Annotated in this window: 19 protein-coding genes; 12 read left to right on the forward strand and 7 right to left on the reverse strand. The window is 49.0% G+C overall.

What is annotated here, in order from left to right; genetic code table 11:
• Positions 1 to 470: 470 nt before the first annotated feature.
• From MCB1EB_RS05320 to MCB1EB_RS05335, 4 genes are all read right to left on the reverse strand, one after another.
• Positions 471 to 1,616: a cell division protein ZipA C-terminal FtsZ-binding domain-containing protein gene (locus tag MCB1EB_RS05320; protein WP_045362362.1), complete on the reverse strand. Its 1,146-nt coding sequence runs from the start codon at positions 1,614 to 1,616 to the stop codon at positions 471 to 473.
• 26 nt (positions 1,617 to 1,642) lie between these two features.
• Positions 1,643 to 5,158, reverse strand: coding sequence for a chromosome segregation protein SMC (gene smc / locus MCB1EB_RS05325; RefSeq protein ID WP_045362360.1), 3,516 nt, complete (start codon positions 5,156 to 5,158; stop codon positions 1,643 to 1,645).
• 396 nt (positions 5,159 to 5,554) lie between these two features.
• On the reverse strand, positions 5,555 to 5,773 hold the full coding sequence (locus MCB1EB_RS05330; RefSeq protein WP_026920629.1) for a DUF1127 domain-containing protein: 219 nt from the start codon (positions 5,771 to 5,773) through the stop codon (positions 5,555 to 5,557).
• 459 nt (positions 5,774 to 6,232) lie between these two features.
• Positions 6,233 to 7,210 (reverse strand): DMT family transporter, encoded by a 978-nt coding sequence (locus MCB1EB_RS05335; protein ID WP_045362358.1) that lies wholly within the window; start codon positions 7,208 to 7,210, stop codon positions 6,233 to 6,235.
• Positions 7,211 to 7,380: 170 nt separating this feature from the next.
• Here MCB1EB_RS05335 and dapC point away from each other — a divergent pair, with 170 nt between their 5' ends.
• The 9 genes from dapC to MCB1EB_RS05380 all read left to right on the forward strand — a co-directional run bounded on the left by dapC (position 7,381) and on the right by MCB1EB_RS05380 (position 16,132).
• Positions 7,381 to 8,583, forward strand: a complete 1,203-nt coding sequence (dapC, locus tag MCB1EB_RS05340; RefSeq protein ID WP_026920628.1) for a succinyldiaminopimelate transaminase — start codon at positions 7,381 to 7,383, stop codon at positions 8,581 to 8,583.
• Positions 8,584 to 8,611: 28 nt separating this feature from the next.
• Complete coding sequence (dapD, locus tag MCB1EB_RS05345; RefSeq protein WP_045362356.1) at positions 8,612 to 9,457, forward strand: 2,3,4,5-tetrahydropyridine-2,6-dicarboxylate N-succinyltransferase; 846 nt, start codon at positions 8,612 to 8,614, stop codon at positions 9,455 to 9,457.
• Positions 9,454 to 9,813, forward strand: a complete 360-nt coding sequence (locus MCB1EB_RS05350; protein WP_045362353.1) for an ArsC family reductase — start codon at positions 9,454 to 9,456, stop codon at positions 9,811 to 9,813. The genes dapD and MCB1EB_RS05350 overlap by 4 nt, the downstream gene beginning before the upstream one ends.
• 124 nt (positions 9,814 to 9,937) lie before the next feature.
• Positions 9,938 to 11,083 (forward strand): succinyl-diaminopimelate desuccinylase, encoded by a 1,146-nt coding sequence (dapE, locus tag MCB1EB_RS05355; RefSeq protein ID WP_045362351.1) that lies wholly within the window; start codon positions 9,938 to 9,940, stop codon positions 11,081 to 11,083.
• Between the two features lie 11 nt (positions 11,084 to 11,094).
• On the forward strand, positions 11,095 to 11,985 hold the full coding sequence (prmB, locus tag MCB1EB_RS05360; protein WP_045362350.1) for a 50S ribosomal protein L3 N(5)-glutamine methyltransferase: 891 nt from the start codon (positions 11,095 to 11,097) through the stop codon (positions 11,983 to 11,985).
• Positions 11,986 to 11,992: 7 nt separating this feature from the next.
• Positions 11,993 to 13,441 carry a cardiolipin synthase gene (cls, locus tag MCB1EB_RS05365; RefSeq protein ID WP_045362347.1) on the forward strand — a complete coding sequence of 483 codons (1,449 nt, stop codon included), beginning with the start codon at positions 11,993 to 11,995 and terminating at the stop codon, positions 13,439 to 13,441.
• A gap of 9 nt (positions 13,442 to 13,450) precedes the next feature.
• A complete protein-coding gene (locus MCB1EB_RS05370) occupies positions 13,451 to 15,379 on the forward strand; it encodes an ATP-binding cassette domain-containing protein (RefSeq protein ID WP_045362344.1) in 1,929 nt (642 codons plus the stop codon).
• A 148-nt stretch (positions 15,380 to 15,527) separates the two neighbouring features.
• Entirely contained in the window at positions 15,528 to 15,875 is a 348-nt protein-coding gene (locus MCB1EB_RS05375; protein WP_045362342.1) for a hypothetical protein, read from the forward strand.
• Positions 15,872 to 16,132, forward strand: a complete 261-nt coding sequence (locus MCB1EB_RS05380) for a hypothetical protein (RefSeq protein WP_026920620.1) — start codon at positions 15,872 to 15,874, stop codon at positions 16,130 to 16,132. Before MCB1EB_RS05375 ends, MCB1EB_RS05380 begins: the two co-directional genes overlap by 4 nt.
• Positions 16,133 to 16,187: 55 nt before the next feature.
• On the opposite strand, the gene MCB1EB_RS05385 is transcribed toward MCB1EB_RS05380, so the two are convergent.
• Complete coding sequence (locus tag MCB1EB_RS05385) at positions 16,188 to 16,649, reverse strand: GyrI-like domain-containing protein (RefSeq protein ID WP_045362340.1); 462 nt, start codon at positions 16,647 to 16,649, stop codon at positions 16,188 to 16,190.
• A gap of 189 nt (positions 16,650 to 16,838) precedes the next feature.
• Here MCB1EB_RS05385 and abiEi point away from each other — a divergent pair, with 189 nt between their 5' ends.
• Positions 16,839 to 17,390 carry a type IV toxin-antitoxin system AbiEi family antitoxin gene (gene abiEi, locus MCB1EB_RS12735; protein WP_045362339.1) on the forward strand — a complete coding sequence of 184 codons (552 nt, stop codon included), beginning with the start codon at positions 16,839 to 16,841 and terminating at the stop codon, positions 17,388 to 17,390.
• Positions 17,374 to 18,294, forward strand: a complete 921-nt coding sequence (locus tag MCB1EB_RS05395; RefSeq protein ID WP_052393669.1) for a nucleotidyl transferase AbiEii/AbiGii toxin family protein — start codon at positions 17,374 to 17,376, stop codon at positions 18,292 to 18,294. The genes abiEi and MCB1EB_RS05395 overlap by 17 nt, the downstream gene beginning before the upstream one ends.
• Here the strand turns inward: MCB1EB_RS05395 and MCB1EB_RS12630 are convergent.
• Together MCB1EB_RS12630 and MCB1EB_RS12740 are read right to left on the reverse strand one after the other, a co-directional pair.
• A complete protein-coding gene (locus MCB1EB_RS12630; RefSeq protein ID WP_081953466.1) occupies positions 18,257 to 18,394 on the reverse strand; it encodes a 2-hydroxycarboxylate transporter family protein in 138 nt (45 codons plus the stop codon). The genes MCB1EB_RS05395 and MCB1EB_RS12630 overlap by 38 nt on opposite strands.
• A 31-nt stretch (positions 18,395 to 18,425) precedes the next feature.
• Entirely contained in the window at positions 18,426 to 18,533 is a 108-nt protein-coding gene (locus MCB1EB_RS12740) for a hypothetical protein (RefSeq protein WP_431311535.1), read from the reverse strand.
• A gap of 473 nt (positions 18,534 to 19,006) precedes the next feature.
• Here MCB1EB_RS12740 and MCB1EB_RS05405 point away from each other — a divergent pair, with 473 nt between their 5' ends.
• Positions 19,007 to 19,600 (forward strand): hypothetical protein, encoded by a 594-nt coding sequence (locus tag MCB1EB_RS05405; protein ID WP_045362335.1) that lies wholly within the window; start codon positions 19,007 to 19,009, stop codon positions 19,598 to 19,600.
• Positions 19,601 to 19,653: the final 53 nt, after the last annotated feature.

A 19,653-nucleotide genomic window follows, 5' to 3' on the forward strand; every position in this document is an offset into this window, starting at 1 on the left:
TGAATATGAGAATAGTCTTAAATTAAATAAAATAAAGATTATTTTTTTATCATTTGTATAATTTCCAATTAATATTTGTTTCAAAAATTTAAATTCAAATAATTTTAATTTTTAAATGTTGCTTTAACCAAAGTATCTATAAATAGTCGCCGCACCAATGGTGCCTTAACCGGCATTTGTGCTACTTCAAGCTTATGAAAAATATTATTAATTTCTGCTCGATTGCGGCCAGTTCGGCCGCTAAAAAAATTTTTCAATTTTTTCTTTATTTGTGATAACCGCCGTAGGAAAATCTACAATGATCTTGCATTAGATGCCTCAAAATGAAAAACTAAAAAATTTAAAGCTTAAAAAAGTGCTAACTGGATAGAATGGTAGTCTGAAAAAAATAAAATTAAAAGGATTTATTTTTATTTATTATATTAAATCTCAAATAATAAAGTGGAGTGTTTATTTAAATTTAATTAAATTTAAATAAATAAGCGCCGCGCAAGTGGCGAACCGGCTGGAATTTGCGCTGCTTCAAGCTTAGCGTAGAGAGTGATTAATTGCTGCTCGATTGCAGCTAGTTCGGCCGCTGACAAGGCGCGTTGCTTGTCGTCAGTTAAGTGCGCACCAATGCGTTGCGAGAGAGAGGTTGCATAATTGCACATTAGCCTAAATGGAAACGCTTCTTCGTCTGCAGCCGGTACATCAAATAAAAAAGTGATGTTTTGCCCTCCTTTAAATGTTAGGTCATCTCGCAAAAAATTGATGTTGTTAAATTGCAACATAAAAATCGGATTTTGCTGAGCATCAAGTTTGATGAAACGCGTGCCGTCGCGTGACAGTAGCAATCCATCTTGTGTCGCAATGGTTTGAATATATTGGGCGGACCAAGGCGCACCGTCCGAGGTTGCATTGATTGAGAGCTGTACGTCACATTGGGCAGCAAAGGCGTCAAGTTCGCGGGCAATCGCAACAGTTGCGGTCATGTCAGGGCACTCTAATTCGGCGTCTAACGCATCAGCAAGGGTTTGTGCGCCAGTGATGAATTCAGAAAATTCTAGCTCGTTTAACGGGCCTGAGCGGTTTGCAAGTTGTACTGCAATGCACAAAGCTTGATAACGGTCACCAGGCTGTAAGTTTTGCCAGCTGGCGCTGTTGGCGCTGGCTTTTCCCTCGATAAAAATAGGTTTATTGCCAGCGCGGCGTAGCCGTTGCGCAAGGGGAATGAGTTTTTCAGCAACAATCGGCGCGCTCAGATGTAATGGCACAATGCAGTCGATACGATGGTCGATGATACTCCTAGGCTTAGGATTACGATTGGCGTTGGTTAGAAGATGGCTTGTGGGATCGGCTGGCGAATTAGTCGCTGAGGTTGAACTTAAGGTAGCTTCCTTAGCTGCTTCGTCGCACTGCATATACGCTTGGGGCTGTAGGCTGGTTTGTACAGGATTGAGCAAGGCGATTTCATCAACTATTTCTTCTATGTGTTCCTTCTGCTTAAGCTCTGTTGTTGGCAATGAACGTGGCAAAGCACGCCGAATTTTAATGTGTTGCCAGGCGTTGTAAATTATAACGCCCAGTAAAACCGATACTCCCGCACCGATTAAAGCAAATTGCAGTTCGTCCATGCCCTCTCTCTAGTGTGTTCCATGCATCAGGCTGCGACCACAAAATTTGCTGCCGCTTCCATATCGACTGCGACAATCCGCGAAACGCCCTGCTCTTGCATGGTAACGCCAATCAGTTGCTGCGCCATTTCCATCGCAATTTTGTTGTGTGAGATAAACAGAAATTGCGTGTGGTCGGACATTGCCCGCACTAAATTGACAAAACGCTCTGTGTTTGCATCATCTAGAGGAGCATCGACTTCATCCAGCAGACAAAATGGCGCTGGGTTAAGTTGAAACAAGGCAAACACTAGAGCGGTGGCAGTCAAGGCTTTTTCACCGCCGGAAAGTAAATGAATGGTTGAGTTTTTCTTGCCGGGCGGTTGCGCCATCACTTGCACGCCGGCATCGAGAATTTCGTCGCCGGTCATCAGAAGTTTGGCTTGCCCTCCTCCAAAAAGGCGGGGGAAGAGTTCGCCAAAATGACGGTTTACTTCATCAAAAGTGTTTTGTAAGAGCTGCCGCGTTTCTTGGTCAATTTTGCGAATGGCGGTTTCAAGCGTATCGATCGCGCTATTTAAATCGGTGGATTGCGCATCTAGGAATTGCTTGCGTTCACGGGCGGCGGCGCATTCGTCAAGCGCTGCCATATTGACCGGACCGAGCGCCTGGATTGCCTGGTTTAAGCGGGTGAGCTCACTTTGCAAAGCGGACGGCTTAAGCTCCAGGGGAAGTTTAGCGGCAAGTTCAGCTTGGTCGGCGCCGGCGCTAGCAAGTTGTTCGTCGAATTGCGTTTGATTCATCTGTGCCGCTTGTGCTTTGAGCTGCAAGCCCGTGATGTGTTCGCGTAGCGGCTGTAAAGCGCGCTCGGCCGTTAAACGCGCCTCGTCGCTCATGCGGAGTTGCGTGCCAAGCGTATCGAGCTCGGTGCGCGCTGCTAATAATCCGTGTTCTTTAGCAACGCGCGCGTTAAGCGCCTCTTCTAGGCTTTCCTGTAGGGCTTGGCTCTGGGTTGCTTCGAGTTCAGTCTGGCTTTGCTGTAGCGTGTTAAGGTGCTGCTCGGCTTGCTCTTGGGCCGCTTGGATAACGCGTTTTAATTCATCGATGCGAGTGGTTGCAGCGCGCACCGCGTAGTGTGCTTCTTGCGCATTCCGCTCATGTGTGCGGGCTTGCTGACGCGCTTGGGTTAGCTCGTGCTCAAGTGTGCTGAAGCGGTGTTGCTCATCGCTGAGATTCGCCTGGGCCGCTACTAGCGCTTGGCGTGCTTGTTTAAAATTATCTTCGGCTTGAGCGAGATGTTCGTTTTGCGTCTCGATGTGCGCAATGACTTCCGAGAGTTCTTCATTGATTTGTACGCTGCGTGCAGTATAGCGTTCTTCGGCTTGGGTCAGTTTAAGTGCTTCTAGTTGCAAGGCATGGCCGCGTTGGGTGCTCTGTTCGAGCTGTGCGCGCGCTTCGGTGAGAGTTTGATTGGCTTGACGCCAGGCCTCTGCAGTGCGCATTGCCGTGGTTTTGAGATCTTCTGTGAGCAGGCTTTGCGCGCGCGCTTGTTTGTCCAAGTTTTCAATTTCTTGCGCGCGTGCAAGCAGGCCAGCTTGTTCTGAGTCTGCGGCATAAAATTGCACGCCAACTCGGCTGATTTGGTGCCCCGCCGGCACGACAAAGACAGATCCAAGCGGCAGTTGCGCCCGCTCGGCGAGCGCTTGCGTCAGAGTGTCGGCAATAAATATACCCTCTAGCCAGTCCGCTAGTACGGTGCGCAAACTGGGGTCATTAATGCGTAAAAAGGCGAGCAACGGACGTAAGCCGGTGGGTGGCGTTAATGGGCGATGCGCTGGCGGTGGCGCAAAAAAGGCGAGTTTTACGGGCGGAGCTCCAGCGGCTAGCGTAGGAGTTTGGGTCAGATCTGAAATTTCAAGGGCGGCCAAGCGTTCGCGCAACACGGCTTCGAGCGCGGTTTCCCAGCCTGCTTCGATATGCAGTTTTTGCCATAAGCGCGGCGCTGCGGCGAAAGCGTGCTGCTCAAGCCAGGGCTGCAGGGTATCGTTGGCTTGTACGCTTTGTTGGAGTTGCTTTAATGCGTTGAGTCGCGCTTCGAGCTGTTGTAGGATCGTGGTTTCAGCTTGCCACTGTTGCTGGGCTAAGCGCTGTACTTGCTCGCTTTGTAGAGCGGCTTGCTGGGCTTGGTTTAAATCTTGCTGCTGCTGGTGTAGATTCTCATTTTGTTCAGCGAGTTGGATGCGCGAGGCTTCAAGCTGTGCCGGATCGGGCATAGCCAGTGAGCGGATTTCCTGGTGCAGGCGTTCGCGCCGCTGTTGCCATTGGTGTAACTGCTGTTGCGAGTGTTGTTGTTGGGTGGTTTCAAGTTTGCAAGTCTGTTCAAGCTGGGCGATTTGGCTATGCCCACGTGTTAATTTAGCTTGTGCTTCGCGCCAGCGCGTTTCGAGGGCGGGTAGCGCATGGTTTTGGGCTTGAACGGCATGCTCTGCTTGCGCACTTTTTTCGGTGGCGGCAGCTAGGATTTGCTCTGCATTTACGCTTTCAGCGCTAGCTTGAGCTGCCTGCGCCAGCCATTGCTCACGCTGCGCGCTCAGGTTGCTAATTTGCGTTTGTATCCGCTGACGGGTTTCTGTGATAAAGCGTATTTGCGTTTCAAGTTGGTTGATTTGCGCATTGATTTCATACATTACGCCCTGCTCTACTTGTAATGTATCGCTAGCCACAGCATAGGCTTCTTTTAAAATTTCGAGCTGAGCTTCAATTTCACGTAGTTTAGCGGTTTGTTCTTCAAGCTCGACTTGAGCGTTAGCCAACGCGCTTTGTTGGCGCGCTTTTTCTGCTTGCGCTTCATTTTTGCGCAGCAGCCATAATAGAAGTTGTTTTTCTTCGCTTTCGGCCGTTAGTGTTTGGTAGCGTTGCGCGACCGTTGCTTGGGCTTCAAGTTTATCTAGCTGATGGGTGAGTTCGCGTAGAATATCTTCCACCCGCGTCAAATGTTCGCGTGTGTCATGCAAGCGATTGGCGGTTTCTCGCCGCCGTTCTTTATATTTTGAGACGCCGGCGGCTTCTTCAAGGAAAACCCGTAATTCATCAGGTTTGGCCTCGATGATGCGTGCAATCATGCCCTGCCCAATGATGGCGTATGCCCGAGGGCCTAAGCCCGTGCCGAGAAAAATGCCCTGAATATCACGGCGTCGCACGCTAAGGTTATTGATGTAATAGCTCGACGCGCCGTCGCGTGTAAGGATACGCTTAACCGCGATTTCAGTGTATTGGCTCCACTGCCCTGCCGCGCGGCCGGCGCTATTATCAAAAATGAGCTCTACGCTAGCGCGGCTCGCTGGCTTGCGTTGCGTTGAACCGTTAAAAATCACATCTTGCATCGATTCGCCGCGTAATTCGGAAGCGCGCGATTCCCCTAGCACCCAGCGCACGGCGTCAATGATATTGGATTTGCCGCAGCCATTTGGTCCAACCACACCAACCCGTTGACCTGGCACCGCAAAAGAAGTCGGGTCGACAAATGACTTAAAGCCTGCCAGTTTGATTGAGATTAAACGCACGAAGCAACCGCTGATCTAAAAAGCTTAACGAAAAAATGCAAAGCGCCTGATACTGCATTGCCTCGTGCCAGCGAACAGCCCGAGGTCGATGCGTCGGCGCTAAACCGAGATCATACCACTGCTGGCATTTTTTTAATGCGTTCTGCCTAATGTAGATGGGCTAGGTATATATTTGCAGCCATCTTTGAAATTCCGTTCGAATCACTCTCAGCTTTAATCAATCAATTTGTGCCGTATAAAAAAATAAATGCTCTAAAGGTTGTGAATAACTATTTTGGGCGATATGTTTCCTGTTTAGATGATAATTGGTGCTTAATTTGCGTGGAATAGGCTGCTTCTAAAAAATGAAAATCAGGCCTGCTCCCTTCTCTCAACTAGGCTGAGGATTATTGATGATTAATTTTGGTTTGCCCTACGGTGATGATAAGGATAATTTTTTGAGCAAGATTTAATGCGCGGAGTTTCTTCTAATAACCATATTTGAGCTCGGGTAAGTCCAACATCTTTTAATGCCTCATCGTCTAGTATGCTCAGCGCTGAACGAGTGCGAGCGATACGCCATTCATTTTGCAATATTTTAAGTATTTTAGCCCATAAACGAGAAAAATCCACCATATTTAACCCCGATTTAGTTATTGATAAATAGTTTGGTTTAAAAGTATAAGATGTAAGAAAGTTCAAAGCCTAAGACTGCTGCCAATGGTTAACCCAATAATAAAGCGAATTTTTACTGCTTTATTAGGCTAGTTTGAATCAACAAAAATTAATTTAGGGTTTTTCAAGATAAACTATAAAAAATCTTTGTCAAGATTTAGTCGGCAACGATACACAGAATATGATTTATTTTATATCCTGCTAAAAATAATTTGACGCGCTGCAAAATTATAATAAGTTCATACAAATTCTGATTTTTTATAAAGTTTCAAGCAAATTATGTTGCGGCGCAAAAACGGCTGGATCGGTCGATCTGTATAAATAATAAGTTGGCAGCGGCGCTTAATTGAGTCGATGGCGCAGGAGATACGGAGCCCGCTATCTGCCTGCGCATTTCAATTGCCTGACGAAAAATCGAGGTCAACGCCGCCGATGTACCCAGCTGGATAAAAGCGTAGCAACAATAATACAGCTTGCTCCGCTCCATTCCCGCGGCTTGGGCATTTCACCTGTGAGCCACCAGACAGAGAGTGCGGTGATGACAATTTCAAAGAGCATAATCAATGCCGCGCGGTTTGCTGCAATACGCTGGATCCCGTATTGCACGAGCATATTATTTAACGCGAGCACGGCTCCCAAGCAAATTGTCAGGAGCAGCGCATGGCTTAATGCGGGCGGCGCGAGTGGTAAGCTAGCCAGAGAAAACGGTTCAAGTGGAATGAGCGCTAAGCCGACTAAAGCGCCGCCGCCAAAGATGGTAACGGTGCGTAACTGAGCGGGTAAGCTAGGCAACACGCGGCTTATTTTACGGGAGAGCACATTTTGCAGCGCGAAGCTGATGCCGGCAAGGAGTCCAGCCCATTCAGCGAGGTCTGCGGGTAACGGGACGCCAAGCTCAGGGGACCAAAGCATGAGCATGGCGCCTGCTAACGATAAGCATGCAATGGCTATATCCGCTGCATTTATACGTTCGTGCAATAACCAGTGCGCAAAAAAAACCGTCCAAGCTGGCGATAAGTAAAATAGCAACATGACCCGCATGACTTGCCCGTGAATCGCGCCCCAGGTGAAGCCAATATTTGTCATGCCTCCGGCGAACGCAAGCGCGGCGAGTAGCAGACAGGCATCGTATCTAGAAATGGGGAGCGCATTCGATAATATTGAGCGAAGCCCTGTGGATAGAGAGCGCCAAAATACAATCCACAAAAATAGACAGGTGGAGAAGCCAACCAGCGCGCTAGCCAGCGTGCCAGAGATGCCGAGCGCAGCTAATAAGCGCAGCGGATACCAAATCACGCCCCAAACGGATGCGCCGAGTAAAATAGCAAGCGCTGGCAAACTTTGCTTGCTATATGAGCTTAGGGTTGAAGGCCCTTTGCCAAGTGGATTTAAATTCATATTGCTTTTTTTAGGTTGTTAGTTTTAAAAATTTTGAACGGGTTCTATTGTCTGGCATTCTGTAAACTTTGCTTAGGCTAAGATCGGTTCTGCCGCTCTAGCGTTTTTGCCCTACAATCTTGAGCTTAAACTGAGTGTGCTTTTTTCATTTCTTATGCAAGATCATTGACGTGAATCCTCTTCTGAATCAATTACAGCCTTATCCGTTCGAAAAGCTGCGTAGGTTGTTTGCTCATATTATGCCCGCACCGCTGCCACCCATCAGTTTTGGCATTGGCGAACCTAAGCATCCTACACCAGAGTTTATCAAAGACGCATTAATTAGTGCTTTAAGCGGGCTGGCGCACTATCCATCTACGGTGGGTTCAGTCGAGCTGAGGCAAGCGCTGGCGGCTTGGTTGCAAGCACGTTATCAACTTCCAACAGTTGATGAAGCAACTCAGGTGTTGCCCGTGGCGGGTTCCCGCGAAGCGCTTTTTGCGCTGGCGCAAACTGTGGTTGACAGCAGTCGCCCGGGTGCGCTGGTGGTGTGTCCTAACCCGTTTTACCAGATTTATGAAGGTGCGGCGTTGTTAGCGGGCGCACAACCCTATTTCGTTTCTGCGCAGGCCCAGAATTTTGCCTGCGATTATAATGCCGTGCCTGCTGACGTTTGGGCCCGCGCGCAGTTACTCTATGTTTGTACCCCAGGAAACCCAACCGGTGCGGTATTGCGTCTGGAAGATTGGCGGCAGTTGTTTGCCTTATCGGAGCGCTATGGCTTTGTGATTGCTTCCGACGAATGTTATTCAGAGATTTATTTTGATGAGGCTAAGCCGCCATTAGGCGGCCTGCAAGCGGCGCAGCTCCTTGGCCGTGGCTTTGAGCGGTTGCTGGTACTGTCTAGCCTTTCTAAGCGCTCAAATGCGCCAGGTTTGCGCGCGGGGTTCGCCGCGGGTGATGCGGCGTTGCTTAAGCAATTTATAAAATACCGCACCTATCATGGCAGTGCCTTAAATCCAGCAGTGCAAGCGGCCAGTATTGCTGCTTGGAATGATGAGGTGCACGTGCGCGCAAACCGCGCCCAATATCGCAGCAAATTTGCAGCCGTAACGCCTTTATTGGCTGAGGTGTTGGATGTGCGTATGCCGGATGCGGGGTTTTATCTATGGGCGCGCGTTGACGAATTGGGGATGAATGACACAGAATTCGCGCAGCGTCTGTTTGCTGAATACAATGTAACGGTGCTGCCAGGTAGCTATTTAGGGCGTGATGTAGGTGGCTTTAATCCAGGCCGTAATTACGTGCGGATTGCGCTGGTGGCTGAACTGGATGAATGCTTGGCGGGAGCGCAGCGCATCGTTGCGTTTTGCCAAGGGCTGAAACGGATTTAAAGCGTCTAAACTTTCTTTTTTTATTTTTATGTCAGAACAACTCCAAGCTATTATCAACCGCGCATGGGAAAACCGTGCTGAACTTTCACCTGCATCAGCTGACGCCGAAGTGCGCGAGGCTGTCGCACATGTGCTGGATAAACTGGATAGCGGCGCTTTAAGAATCGCTACCCAACAACCTGAGGCGCCTGCTGGCAGTGGCTGGGAAGTCCAACAATGGCTAAAAAAAGCGGTCTTGCTCTCCTTTCGGCTGAGCGACAATACGCCTGCCGCAGCAGGTGGATACACGCAATTTTATGACAAAGTGCCAAGCAAGTTCGCTCAGTATTCAGCAGATGATTTCGCTGCGGGTGGTTTTCGGGTGGTGCCGCCTGCGTTTGTGCGGCGCGGAGCATTTATTGCAAAAAACGTGGTGTTGATGCCATCTTACGTAAATATCGGCGCGTATGTCGATGAAAACAGTATGATTGATACTTGGGCAACCGTGGGTTCATGCGCGCAAATTGGCAAAAATGTCCATATATCGGGCGGTGCGGGGATTGGCGGCGTGCTTGAGCCTTTGCAAGCCAATCCGGTAATCATTGAAGATAATTGCTTTATCGGAGCGCGCTCGGAAATCGTAGAAGGTGTCATCGTGGGCGCACATTCGGTGATTTCGATGGGCGTATTTATTGGACAAAGTACTAAGATTTATGACCGTGAAACCGGGGAAACTTTATATGGCCGAGTGCCACCTGGCTCAGTTGTGGTGGCGGGTAATTTACCTTCGCCTGACGGCCGCTATAGCTTGTATGCTGCCATTATTGTCAAGAAGGTCGATGCAAAAACACGTGCTAAAACAGCGCTTAACGAACTGTTAAGAGAAGATGCATGAAGGTTGTTATGTATGGTATTCCTAATTGCGAGACGGTGAAAAAAGCCCGTCTTTGGCTGGCGGCGCGCACTATTCCGTATCAATTCCATGATTTTAAAAAAGTCGGCGTTGATAGAGCCCTATTATCTAGCTGGTTAGAGGATGTAGCGTTAGATCTTTTGTTAAATCGGCGCGGCACAACTTGGCGTACGCTGCCGGATGAGGTTAAAGTTGAGGCGCTGGATCAGGAGTGCATGTTAAAGTTAATGATTAACAGTCCTTCGGTGATTAAACGTCCAGTGTTGGTAGTCGATGGTCGGGTTCAGGCAGTCGGTTTTTCGGAGGCTGCTTACGACGCTTTTTTTGCTCAAAGTTAATGCTATTTATTGCTTAAGTAAATTTCTCTAAGCCTTTGATTTTTAAAATTATTATTTTCTAAACTTAATCGTGTGGCAGAAGAGGTTAGCGCCTCTTTTGCATGATCTTTTAAAACCAAACTGCATGTCTACTACGCTCTCTCTCGCTGAAGAACTCATTGCTCGAGCCTCAATCACGCCTGCTGACGCGGGCTGCCAGGACCTGATTGCCAAACGCTTAAAGCAGATCGGTTTCGCTTGCGAAACGATCGCTGACGGTGAAACCACAAACCTTTGGGCGGTGCGTCACGGTGCTGCAGCGGGCACGGGTAAACTGCTGGCGTTTGCGGGCCATACGGACGTGGTGCCGCCCGGTCCGCTTGAGGCCTGGAATTCGCCCCCTTTTTCCCCCACTCAACACAACGGTAAGCTATACGGTCGAGGCGTGGCCGATATGAAAACCTCGCTGGCGGCTTTTGTGGTTGCGGCTGAAGAATTTGTTGCAGCGCACCCTACTCATACAGGCTCGCTGGCATTTTTGTTGACGAGTGATGAGGAAGGCCCGGCCACAGACGGCACCATTAAAGTGGTAGAACGCTTGCAAGCACGCGGTGAACGGCTCGATTATTGTATTGTGGGCGAACCGACCAGTCATAAACAACTGGGCGATACGCTTAAAAACGGTCGGCGCGGCTCATTATCCGGCAAACTAACGGTATATGGTTGCCAGGGACACATTGCTTATCCGCAGCGTAATCCGATTCATCTATTAGCGCCGGCGCTCGCGCAACTGGTCGCGACAGAATGGGATCGCGGCAATGAATACTTTCCGCCAACCAGTTGGCAGGTGTCAAATATTCATGCTGGAATGGGCGCAACCAATGTGACGCCAGGTGAAATTGTGGTTGATTTCAACTTTCGCTTTTCAACCGCAAGCACCGCGGATACGCTTAAACAGCGTGTCCACGCTATGCTGGCGGCGCATGGACTCAACCCAGGCAAAGAATATACGCTCGATTGGAACCTGAGCGGCGTCCCTTTTTTGACGCAGCCAGGCACTTTATCCAATGCCCTGATGCAAGCGATTAAAAATGAAACTGGCATACAAGCCCAACTCTCTACCACCGGTGGCACTTCGGATGGCCGTTTTATTGCCACTATTTGCAATCAGGTGATCGAATTTGGGCCGATGAATGAAAGTATTCACCAAGTCAATGAGTCAATCAGCCTGGATGATATTGAGCCCCTAAAAAATATTTATTTTAGGGTAATTGAGCAACTTATCGCTTAGAAGATTCTTTTATGACCCCTCCATTTCTGACGGTGCGCGACCTATTGCGTTATGCTGTGTCGCGCTTTAACGAAGCTAAGTTATCGTTTGGGCATGGTAATGCCAATGCGTATGATGAAGCCGCTTATTTGATTTTGCATACGCTGCATTTGCCGCTCGATATGCTCGAGCCTTTTTTAGATGCGCGCTTGCTTGAGACCGAAATGACTAGGCTGTTGCAAGTCATTGAGCGGCGGGTGCAGGAACGCGCGCCCGCCGCCTATATTACGCAGGAAGCCTGGCTGCATGGCTATCCATTTTATGTCGATGAGCGCGTGATTGTGCCGCGCTCGCTGATTGGCGAGTTATTGCAAGAAAAGCTGGCGCCATGGCTCAATGAAACTCACCCGGTCCAGACCGTGCTGGATTTATGCACCGGTTCGGGCTGCTTGGCGATCCTCGCGGCTGAAAATTTTCCTGAAGCTACGGTGGATGCAGTCGATGTGTCGGCGGATGCGTTGGCAGTGGCTCAACGGAATGTCGCCACATATGATTTGGCGGCACGGATTACCTTATATGAGGGCGATTTGTATGCTCCGCTGCCCGCCACACGCCGCTATAATTTAATTATCGCGAATCCCCCCTATGTGAATGAGGCTTCCATGCACGAGTTGCCGGCTGAATATCAGCATGAGCCGCGGCTTGCGCTAGCCGGCGGCAGTGATGGTATGGATATTGTGCGCCAGATTGTTGCCGGGGCGCGGCGCTGGCTAGCGCCACATGGCACGTTGATCGTTGAGATTGGGCATGAGCGGGACTACGCGCAAGCGGCGTTTAGCAAGCTTAACCTCAATTGGCTGACGACCAGCGCGGGGGATGATTTTGTTTTTATGCTGAATGCGGCTGATTTGAATTCCATTTGAATTCCTAATGTTGCTCGATTTATTAGGCATTGGCACTCTCATTGCCCTCATCCAGTTGTTGGGGGTGCTGGCCGCTTTTCATGCAATCCGTCATGCGCGTACTTCGCAAGGCGCAGTGGCCTGGGCCGTGTCGTTGGTGGCCGTACCCTATGTAACCCTGATTCCTTATCTTTTTTTAGGCCATAGCCGGTTTACCGGTTATGTTCGAGCGCGGCGGCTGTGTAATCAGCTTATGCACCGCCGCGCCCAGCAAAAAATCCTGACGCGCGCGCTTGATTTAGAGCCTGAGCACGGTAAACGGACCGGCTATTTAAATCAATATGCGCTTGCCGCTCTGACCCAATTAGCGCAAAAACCTTTCTCAGACGGCAATCAAGTTCGCATACTCATCAATGGAGCCGCGACCTTTGCCGCGATTTTTGCGGCGCTTGAACGCGCAACTCAATATGTGATGGTGCAGTTTTTTATAGTGCGCGATGATCGTCTCGGACGGCAGCTCAAAGACATTTTATTAGATAAAGCGGCAGCGGGGGTGCGGGTTTATTTTTTGTACGATGGCATTGGCAGTCATGAATTGCCGCGGCATTACACAGAGAGCTTAAGAGCGGGTGGCGTCGAAGTCTATCGATTTGCTGCGCGGCGTTTTGTGAATCGTTTTCAGCTCAATTTTCGCAACCACCGCAAACTCGTTGTGGTCGATGGTGAACGGGCATTTGTTGGCGGACATAATGTTGGTATTGAATATCTTGGCGAAGAGCCGCCGCTGGCGCCCTGGCGCGACACACATATTGAAGTTCTGGGACCCGCCGTGCACGATCTGCAAGCGGTTTTTATCGAAGATTGGTATTGGGCTACGCAGCGCGTTCCGGTGCTTGAGCCGTCCCGACCCTGCGCACCGCTTAAGGCGGAGATGCATTGCTTGGTCATCCCAAGTGGCCCCGCAGATCCTTATGAAACCTGTTTATTATTTTTTATCGAGCTGATTAATGCAGCCCGCCAGCGAGTCTGGATTAGCACCCCCTACTTTGTGCCGGATGAGGCTTTGTTCGTGGCCCTGCGCTTGGCCGTCATGCGCGGCCTCGATGTGCGTATTCTACTACCCGCGCGCAGTGATCATACTGTGGTTTTCGAAGCGTCCACGCTTTATGCTTATGATGCAGTGCGGGCCGGGGTCAAATTATTGCGCTATCGGCCCGGTTTTTTGCATCAGAAAGTGGTGTTGATTGACGAAGCCGCTGCCGCGATAGGTAGCGCGAATCTGGATAATCGTTCGTTCCGGCTCAACTTTGAGCTGATGGTATTAACGCTTGACGCTACCTTTGCCGCCGAAGTCAGTAAAATGCTAGAAGCAGATTTCGCCCTGGCCGATGCTGTAGCGTTGGCTGAATATATAAAACTTCCCCCTTGGCGGCGCACGGTAATGCATGTGGCGCGGCTTTTTTCACCGCTTTTATAGTGCATAAGCATGATTCGTTTTGATCAATTTACTTTGGCCCGTGGGGTTAAACCCCTTTTTGAAAAAACTTCATTTACCCTAAATCCTGGCGAAAAAGCTGGTCTTGTAGGCGCTAATGGAGCAGGTAAATCAACCCTCTTTGCGGTTTTGCGCGGAACTTTGCAAGCGGATGCTGGAGAAGCGACTTGGCCGTTATCCTGGCGCATTGCGCACGTCGCCCAAGAAACCCCTGAAACGGAGCGCAGCGCACTTGACTACACGCTAGATGGCGATACCGTGCTGCGTGAGATTGAAGCGCAGATTGCGAGTGCGCATGCGGCTCATGATGGCTTGGCTGAGGCCAATGCCCATGCTGCCTTTGCAGATGCCGATGGGTATACAGCGCCAGCCCGGGCGCAAGCGCTGCTACTGGGCTTAGGTTTTACGCTTGAGCAAACTAAGCAACCGGTTGCGCATTTTTCCGGGGGCTGGCGTATGCGGCTTAACCTAGCGCAAGCGCTGATGTGCCGCTCGGATTTGCTGCTCCTGGACGAACCGACAAACCATCTCGATCTCGATGCGATTGTGTGGTTGGAAGATTGGCTCAACCGCTATCCGGGTACCTTGGTGGTGATTTCGCATGACCGTGAGTTTCTGGATGCGGTCTGTGCCGTAACACTGCATATCGACCAGCAGCAAGTGACTCGTTACGGCGGCAATTACAGTCAATTTGAGCAGTTACGCGCGCAGCAACTTAGCTTACAGCAAAGCGCTTATGACAAGCAGCAGCGCCATATCGCCCATTTGCATAGCTTTATTAACCGTTTTAAAGCCAAAGCCAGCAAAGCGCGCCAAGCACAGAGCCGGGTTAAGGCACTTGAAAGAATGGAGCAAATCGCCAGTGTACAAGCGGACTCCCCTTTCAGTTTTAGTTTTCGTACGGCTGGCACAGCCCCCAATCCAATGTTGACGCTGGATGAAGTACAGTGTGGCTATCGTTTGGCAAATCGTGATGCCACCATCATTAACGAGCTAACCTTATCGATTCAAAATGGTCAGCGCATTGGTTTGCTGGGTGCGAATGGTCAAGGTAAATCCACCTTAGTTAAAACCCTCGCTGGCGTGCTGCCGCCATTGACTGGCGACATGCATATTGGCAAGGGATTGCGGATTGGCTATTTTGCACAGCATCAATTGGAAACGCTACGTGACTCAGATTCGCCGTTGCAGCACTTAATGCGCTTAGCGCCGGAGGCGCGCGAGCAAGAGCTACGTAATTTTCTGGGGAGTTTTAACTTTAGTGGTGCGACTGCCACCTCCCCCATCGCCCCGTTTTCCGGTGGTGAAAAAGCGCGGCTTGCGCTAGCTTTGATGATTTGGCTTAAGCCCAATCTGTTATTGCTGGATGAGCCAACCAACCATCTTGATCTCGAAACCCGCGAGGCGCTCACTTTGGCATTAGCGCAATTCGATGGAACTTTGATTGTGGTTTCGCATGATCGACACTTGTTACGCGCCGTATGTGATCAATTTATGCTAGTTGCAAACCATTGTTTGCAACCTTTTGATGGCGACCTTGAAGATTATCGAGCTTGGCTTTTGCGTGACGCAGCCAATAAGCGTAGCCTAAGCAATAGTGCTACTGTCAGCGCGTCAACCAGCAACCATGCGGACCGCAAAGCGACGCGGCGCGCTCAAGCGGATCTTCGGCAACAGGCGATACAATTGAAAAAGCCGATCCAGCAGCGCATCACGCAATTGGAAAAGGCGTTGCAGCGCCTAGGCGCAGAGAAAAACGTAATTGATGCTCAACTGGCAGATCCAGCAAGCTATGAAAGCGCAAATAAAGCGCTGTTAAGCGATACGCTAAAACGTCAGGCCGAAGTCGCAGCACAGCTTGCAGAAGCTGAAAGCGCTTGGTTAAATGAACAAGCAAGCCTCGAGCAGCTAGAGGCTTAAGCAACCAATCTGTATGCAGTAAGTGAGCTTTTCCTTAGCTATCTGCAGTTGGGTTACTACAGTTTTTTATTATGGCGCCCCAGCGCATGGCTATAATAGCTGTAAGAGACAGTATCAGTATCCAGCTTTTGCCTAAAAAGTAAGAACTATGCTTGAATCAATCGTCAATATAGTGACAGCCTGGGAATTTGATTTTGTCGGCTGGTTGCTTTTGCTACTACCCAGCTCTGCTGGGGCAGCGTGCTCGCTAAAATGTTTAGAGGGGCCTTTGGATAAGTGGCAAAAGCTTTACACTTTTCTGATCGGCGTGAGTTGCGCTGTATTTATTGCCCCCGCTCTGGCTGAGATATTGGCGATTACAACCCCTAAAATAGAAATTTGCATTAACTTTTTAGTGGGTTTATTTGCCCTAGCCGTGATCAGCGAAATCTTCAAAGAAATCCAATCTGCAGATTTTATTGGCACAATTAAACGTTATCTGTTGAAAAAATCATGAATATCTTAATTGCGATTGGCTATGGGGTGATTTTTCTGATTACCACTTGGGCGGTGCTGAATCCGCGTGTGCCGACCCGAATCATCGGCACTTTGGGTTTATCGGGAATAGCTTTGGCCGCTTTTTCTTCAATCGTTGTAGAACCTGCGCGCTACAGCGCCAATGCAGTCAGTATTAGGCCAACAGAATGGATGCTGGTGCTCTGCAATGCGCTGGTTGGAATCTGGTTTTTTATCCGCTGGATTCGACGGAAATAGCTGTTGGGTTGATTGGATTTGCCTTTATATGACCAGGTCATAGCTCACACTTCGCTTATGAGGCAACCCCGATATGAATCTGGACTTCCTCCGGACCGCTATACCATTCAAAGTCAGTTAGGTAACTTCGCTTCACGTGTGGATGCTGTTCAAAGTACGCCCAAATTGCAGCCCAGGTTTGAAAAAGAGCTGTGGGCATTGGGCCTTTAGCTTCGAAGACCAGGTACTTGCCTTCCTGAACCTCAATATTATTAAAATCAGGGTTCGGAGTTGTGACGGACACGCCCGCAGTGACATTGTAAAAGCTGGTAAGGTCAGAATCGTAGGTCGAATATACACCAACAATTGGCGTATCAGGCAACCGGCCCGGAATTTTATCTGCAGTACCATTAGCGAAGAACTGCGCCCACAAGCCAGGAATTTTCGCGGTTTCCTGATTGAACTCATCGCGATTTATTGTGCGTACGGTTAAGCCAGATACTAAGAAACGTGAAACATGAGTAATTTTTGGTGCCATGAAGATAGTCCTATATTGAATCAAGTGTCTTAGCCAAAACTCTCTTTGTGGTTTTGCCAGAATGCTCTGGCTTAATCCTAATACAGCAAAAGTTATATGAACAGTTCAAGAACTTTTTAGTGGGTTTTCTGTACATAGGATATATCTATGCATATAATGAACTTTATTGTTCACTTTCTGTGTATTTAAATGCATCTGCGAGAATTGATGGCCGCCCTAGAACACTGGGATGCTGCGGGCGTTTGGGCCTTTTCGTCCAACACCTTGAAGCTCCTCTTCCCAGGTGACGGCCGGGCTCGGTTGAAAGCGCTCTCGGCGCACCAGAGCGCGGGACTCATTGTCCGGGTGGCGCGTGGGCTTTATATCAATCCGCGAGCACGCTGCTTACCCGACGACTTGCTCGCCGCCCTGGTCCCTTTTCTCCGGCCGTGGGATCTGAATTACTTGAGCATGGAATCGGTGCTATCCGAAGCCGACTGGATCTCTCAGATTCCTTCCCGTCTCACGCTGATGACAACAGGCCGGTCTCAGACTTTCCAGACGCCATACGGCACACTAGAATTTGTACACACGGCACGCCAGATCTCGGATTTGCGTCCATATCTCAACTGGGACGAGCGGCGGAGCATCTGGGCTGCGACACCGGACTGTGCCCTACGCGACCTGCGCAGAGTGGGCCGTAACCTCGACCTCGTGACTGATCTCTCCCAAGAACCTTATAAACATGCGTACACAAAGTGACCTTCTGCAGTTGGCCGGCCGATATGCGACGGAACGCCGCGTTCCCGTCAATACAGTTGTAAAAGAGATTCTACACTATGAAATCCTGTACGCGTTGGGCCAGAGCGGTGCATCTAGCGCGCTGACCTTTCAAGGGGGCACCGCCCTGCGACTTTGCTATCAAGGCACTAGGTATTCGGAAGATCTCGACTTCGCCGCAGGTACTTCGTTTGATCCGGCAACGATGGCGCCATTTGCAGACCTCCTGGAGCGAGAAATCGGCGAGGCTTATGGGTTGGAAGTTGATATTAAAGCACCAAAGGATCGGCCGGCTTCTGACGGCGTGAATGTGGCGCGCTGGAGGGCTCGTGTTCGAGTGCCGCAAGCAGACCTTAGCAGTCCTCAGAACCAGGTGATCAACATTGAGGTAGCCAGCGTTCCCGCTCATGACCCTGAACTAGTGGCGGTGGCCGCAAACTATCCACATCTGCCAGCGCCCCACAAACAGATGCTCATCCTGGCAGAATCGAAGCAAGAAATCCTCGCGGACAAGATCGTCGCGCTGGGCGCTCGGCCTTTTCTTAAAGCTCGCGACATATGGGATATTAAGTTTTTGACTGACCTGGGTATCGAACTTGACTTTGATCTGGTTGGCCGTAAGCTGATCGACTATGGCTGGGAAGAAGCGCGATTCAAAGAGTGTCTCAGTAAACAGATTGAAAAACTAAAGACCCCTGAAAAATCTGCCGCTTTTACACAAGAGATGTCCCGTTTCGTTGACGCCACTGTAGTCAAGCAACTCGAAAACCCTGCTGTGGTTCAGGCCTATCTGAAACGTGCGCACGCCCTTGGCATAAGCACTATTAATCATCCTTTTTCCGCTGCCTCTAAGCAACCATCCCCATTAAGACGATTGCAAGAGTAATAGTAAGTGCCCCACCCAGACGAGTCGCTATTTGCGCAAACGGCATCAGTTCTAGACGGTGAGCGGAAGTCAGAATCGCAATACCGCTAACACCACCCATGCCACTGTGACACGTATTAATAAAAGCACTTTCAATTGGATATAAACCCTATCCATTTCCCTACAAAAAAGCCAACCGCGGTAAGCGTAAAGACCGTTACTATAATCGTAACGATATTGACTAAGTTGAAAGCTGCCATTAAATCTGCCCAAGAAGTGGTCGTTATCCCAATAATAAACGGGCCGTCTCTAATTTTACAATTATTCGGCACACGGCTTTCAATTTACTACAACAAGATTCTTCTTCTCTCAGCATTAGGCGGCGTAAAATGCGAGCTTTAATCAATCTTCAATATCAGGAAAAGCTCCTTTTTAGCCAGCAGAAAATATAGCGCGATCGCCCTGTAATTTTACCTTGCTTTACCTGTTAGCACTCTCTCTAAAAGCTCCTGCCCTAGCTTATGGGGGCACTAAAAATTTATTGCTTAACGCTCCTTGCTTTCCTATAGTGAGAAAACACGCTATGGGGTTTTCATTAGCAACATATGGAGGCTAGCATGACACTCATCGAGCCTTCTAGTAATTCCAGAAGTATATCCGCTTCAAATACTCATTATCATATGGTGGATAACATGACTACATTAACTAATAGTGCCATCTCGGGAGTTAAAGAATGAAGAAACAGATTTTGGCCACTCTACTACTGGTTATTGGGAGTTTGATCGCCGGATGCGGGGGAAGTGATGACCTAACCGAAACACCCAAAGCTGAAACACCCAAAGCCGAAGCACTCAAAGAAAATAACTATACTGAGTGGGCTTCTTTACTAAATAACTCGTCTAAAGATGATGGAAAAGGGAACCTTATAGTAACCCTAAAAGATGGTCGAACGATAATGGGGTCTCGTGGAAACTCTACCGATCGTCAAGGAGGGATTGAAAGTATATTGGTTCTACCATCTTCTTATTCGTCGAATCTGGAAGAATTTAAAATGGAAAAATTGAAAGAAAATAGCGTTCACATTACATTAAATGACAGCATAAAAGCTAAACCTAAATTAGCTTTTTATATTCCGTATAAAAATCTACTAAATAAAGAAGAGATTCAAAATAAACTTAACAAAATCAGGATTATTTATTTAATTAAAAATATAGAAAGCCAAGTGAATATACCTTTCAAAGTAATTCAGACTCCAGAGGATGAATCTTGGATCGAGTTCAGTTTAATTGGCTCGGGTAAATACTTATTTAAAACTCTTGCACAATAATAGTTAAGCTCAGATAAAGACTCAGATTTCACCGATTAAATTTTGAATCGGTG

Source organism: Mycoavidus cysteinexigens (genome assembly GCF_003966915.1).
In the GTDB taxonomy this organism is placed as follows: Bacteria; Pseudomonadota; Gammaproteobacteria; order Burkholderiales; family Burkholderiaceae; genus Mycoavidus; species Mycoavidus cysteinexigens.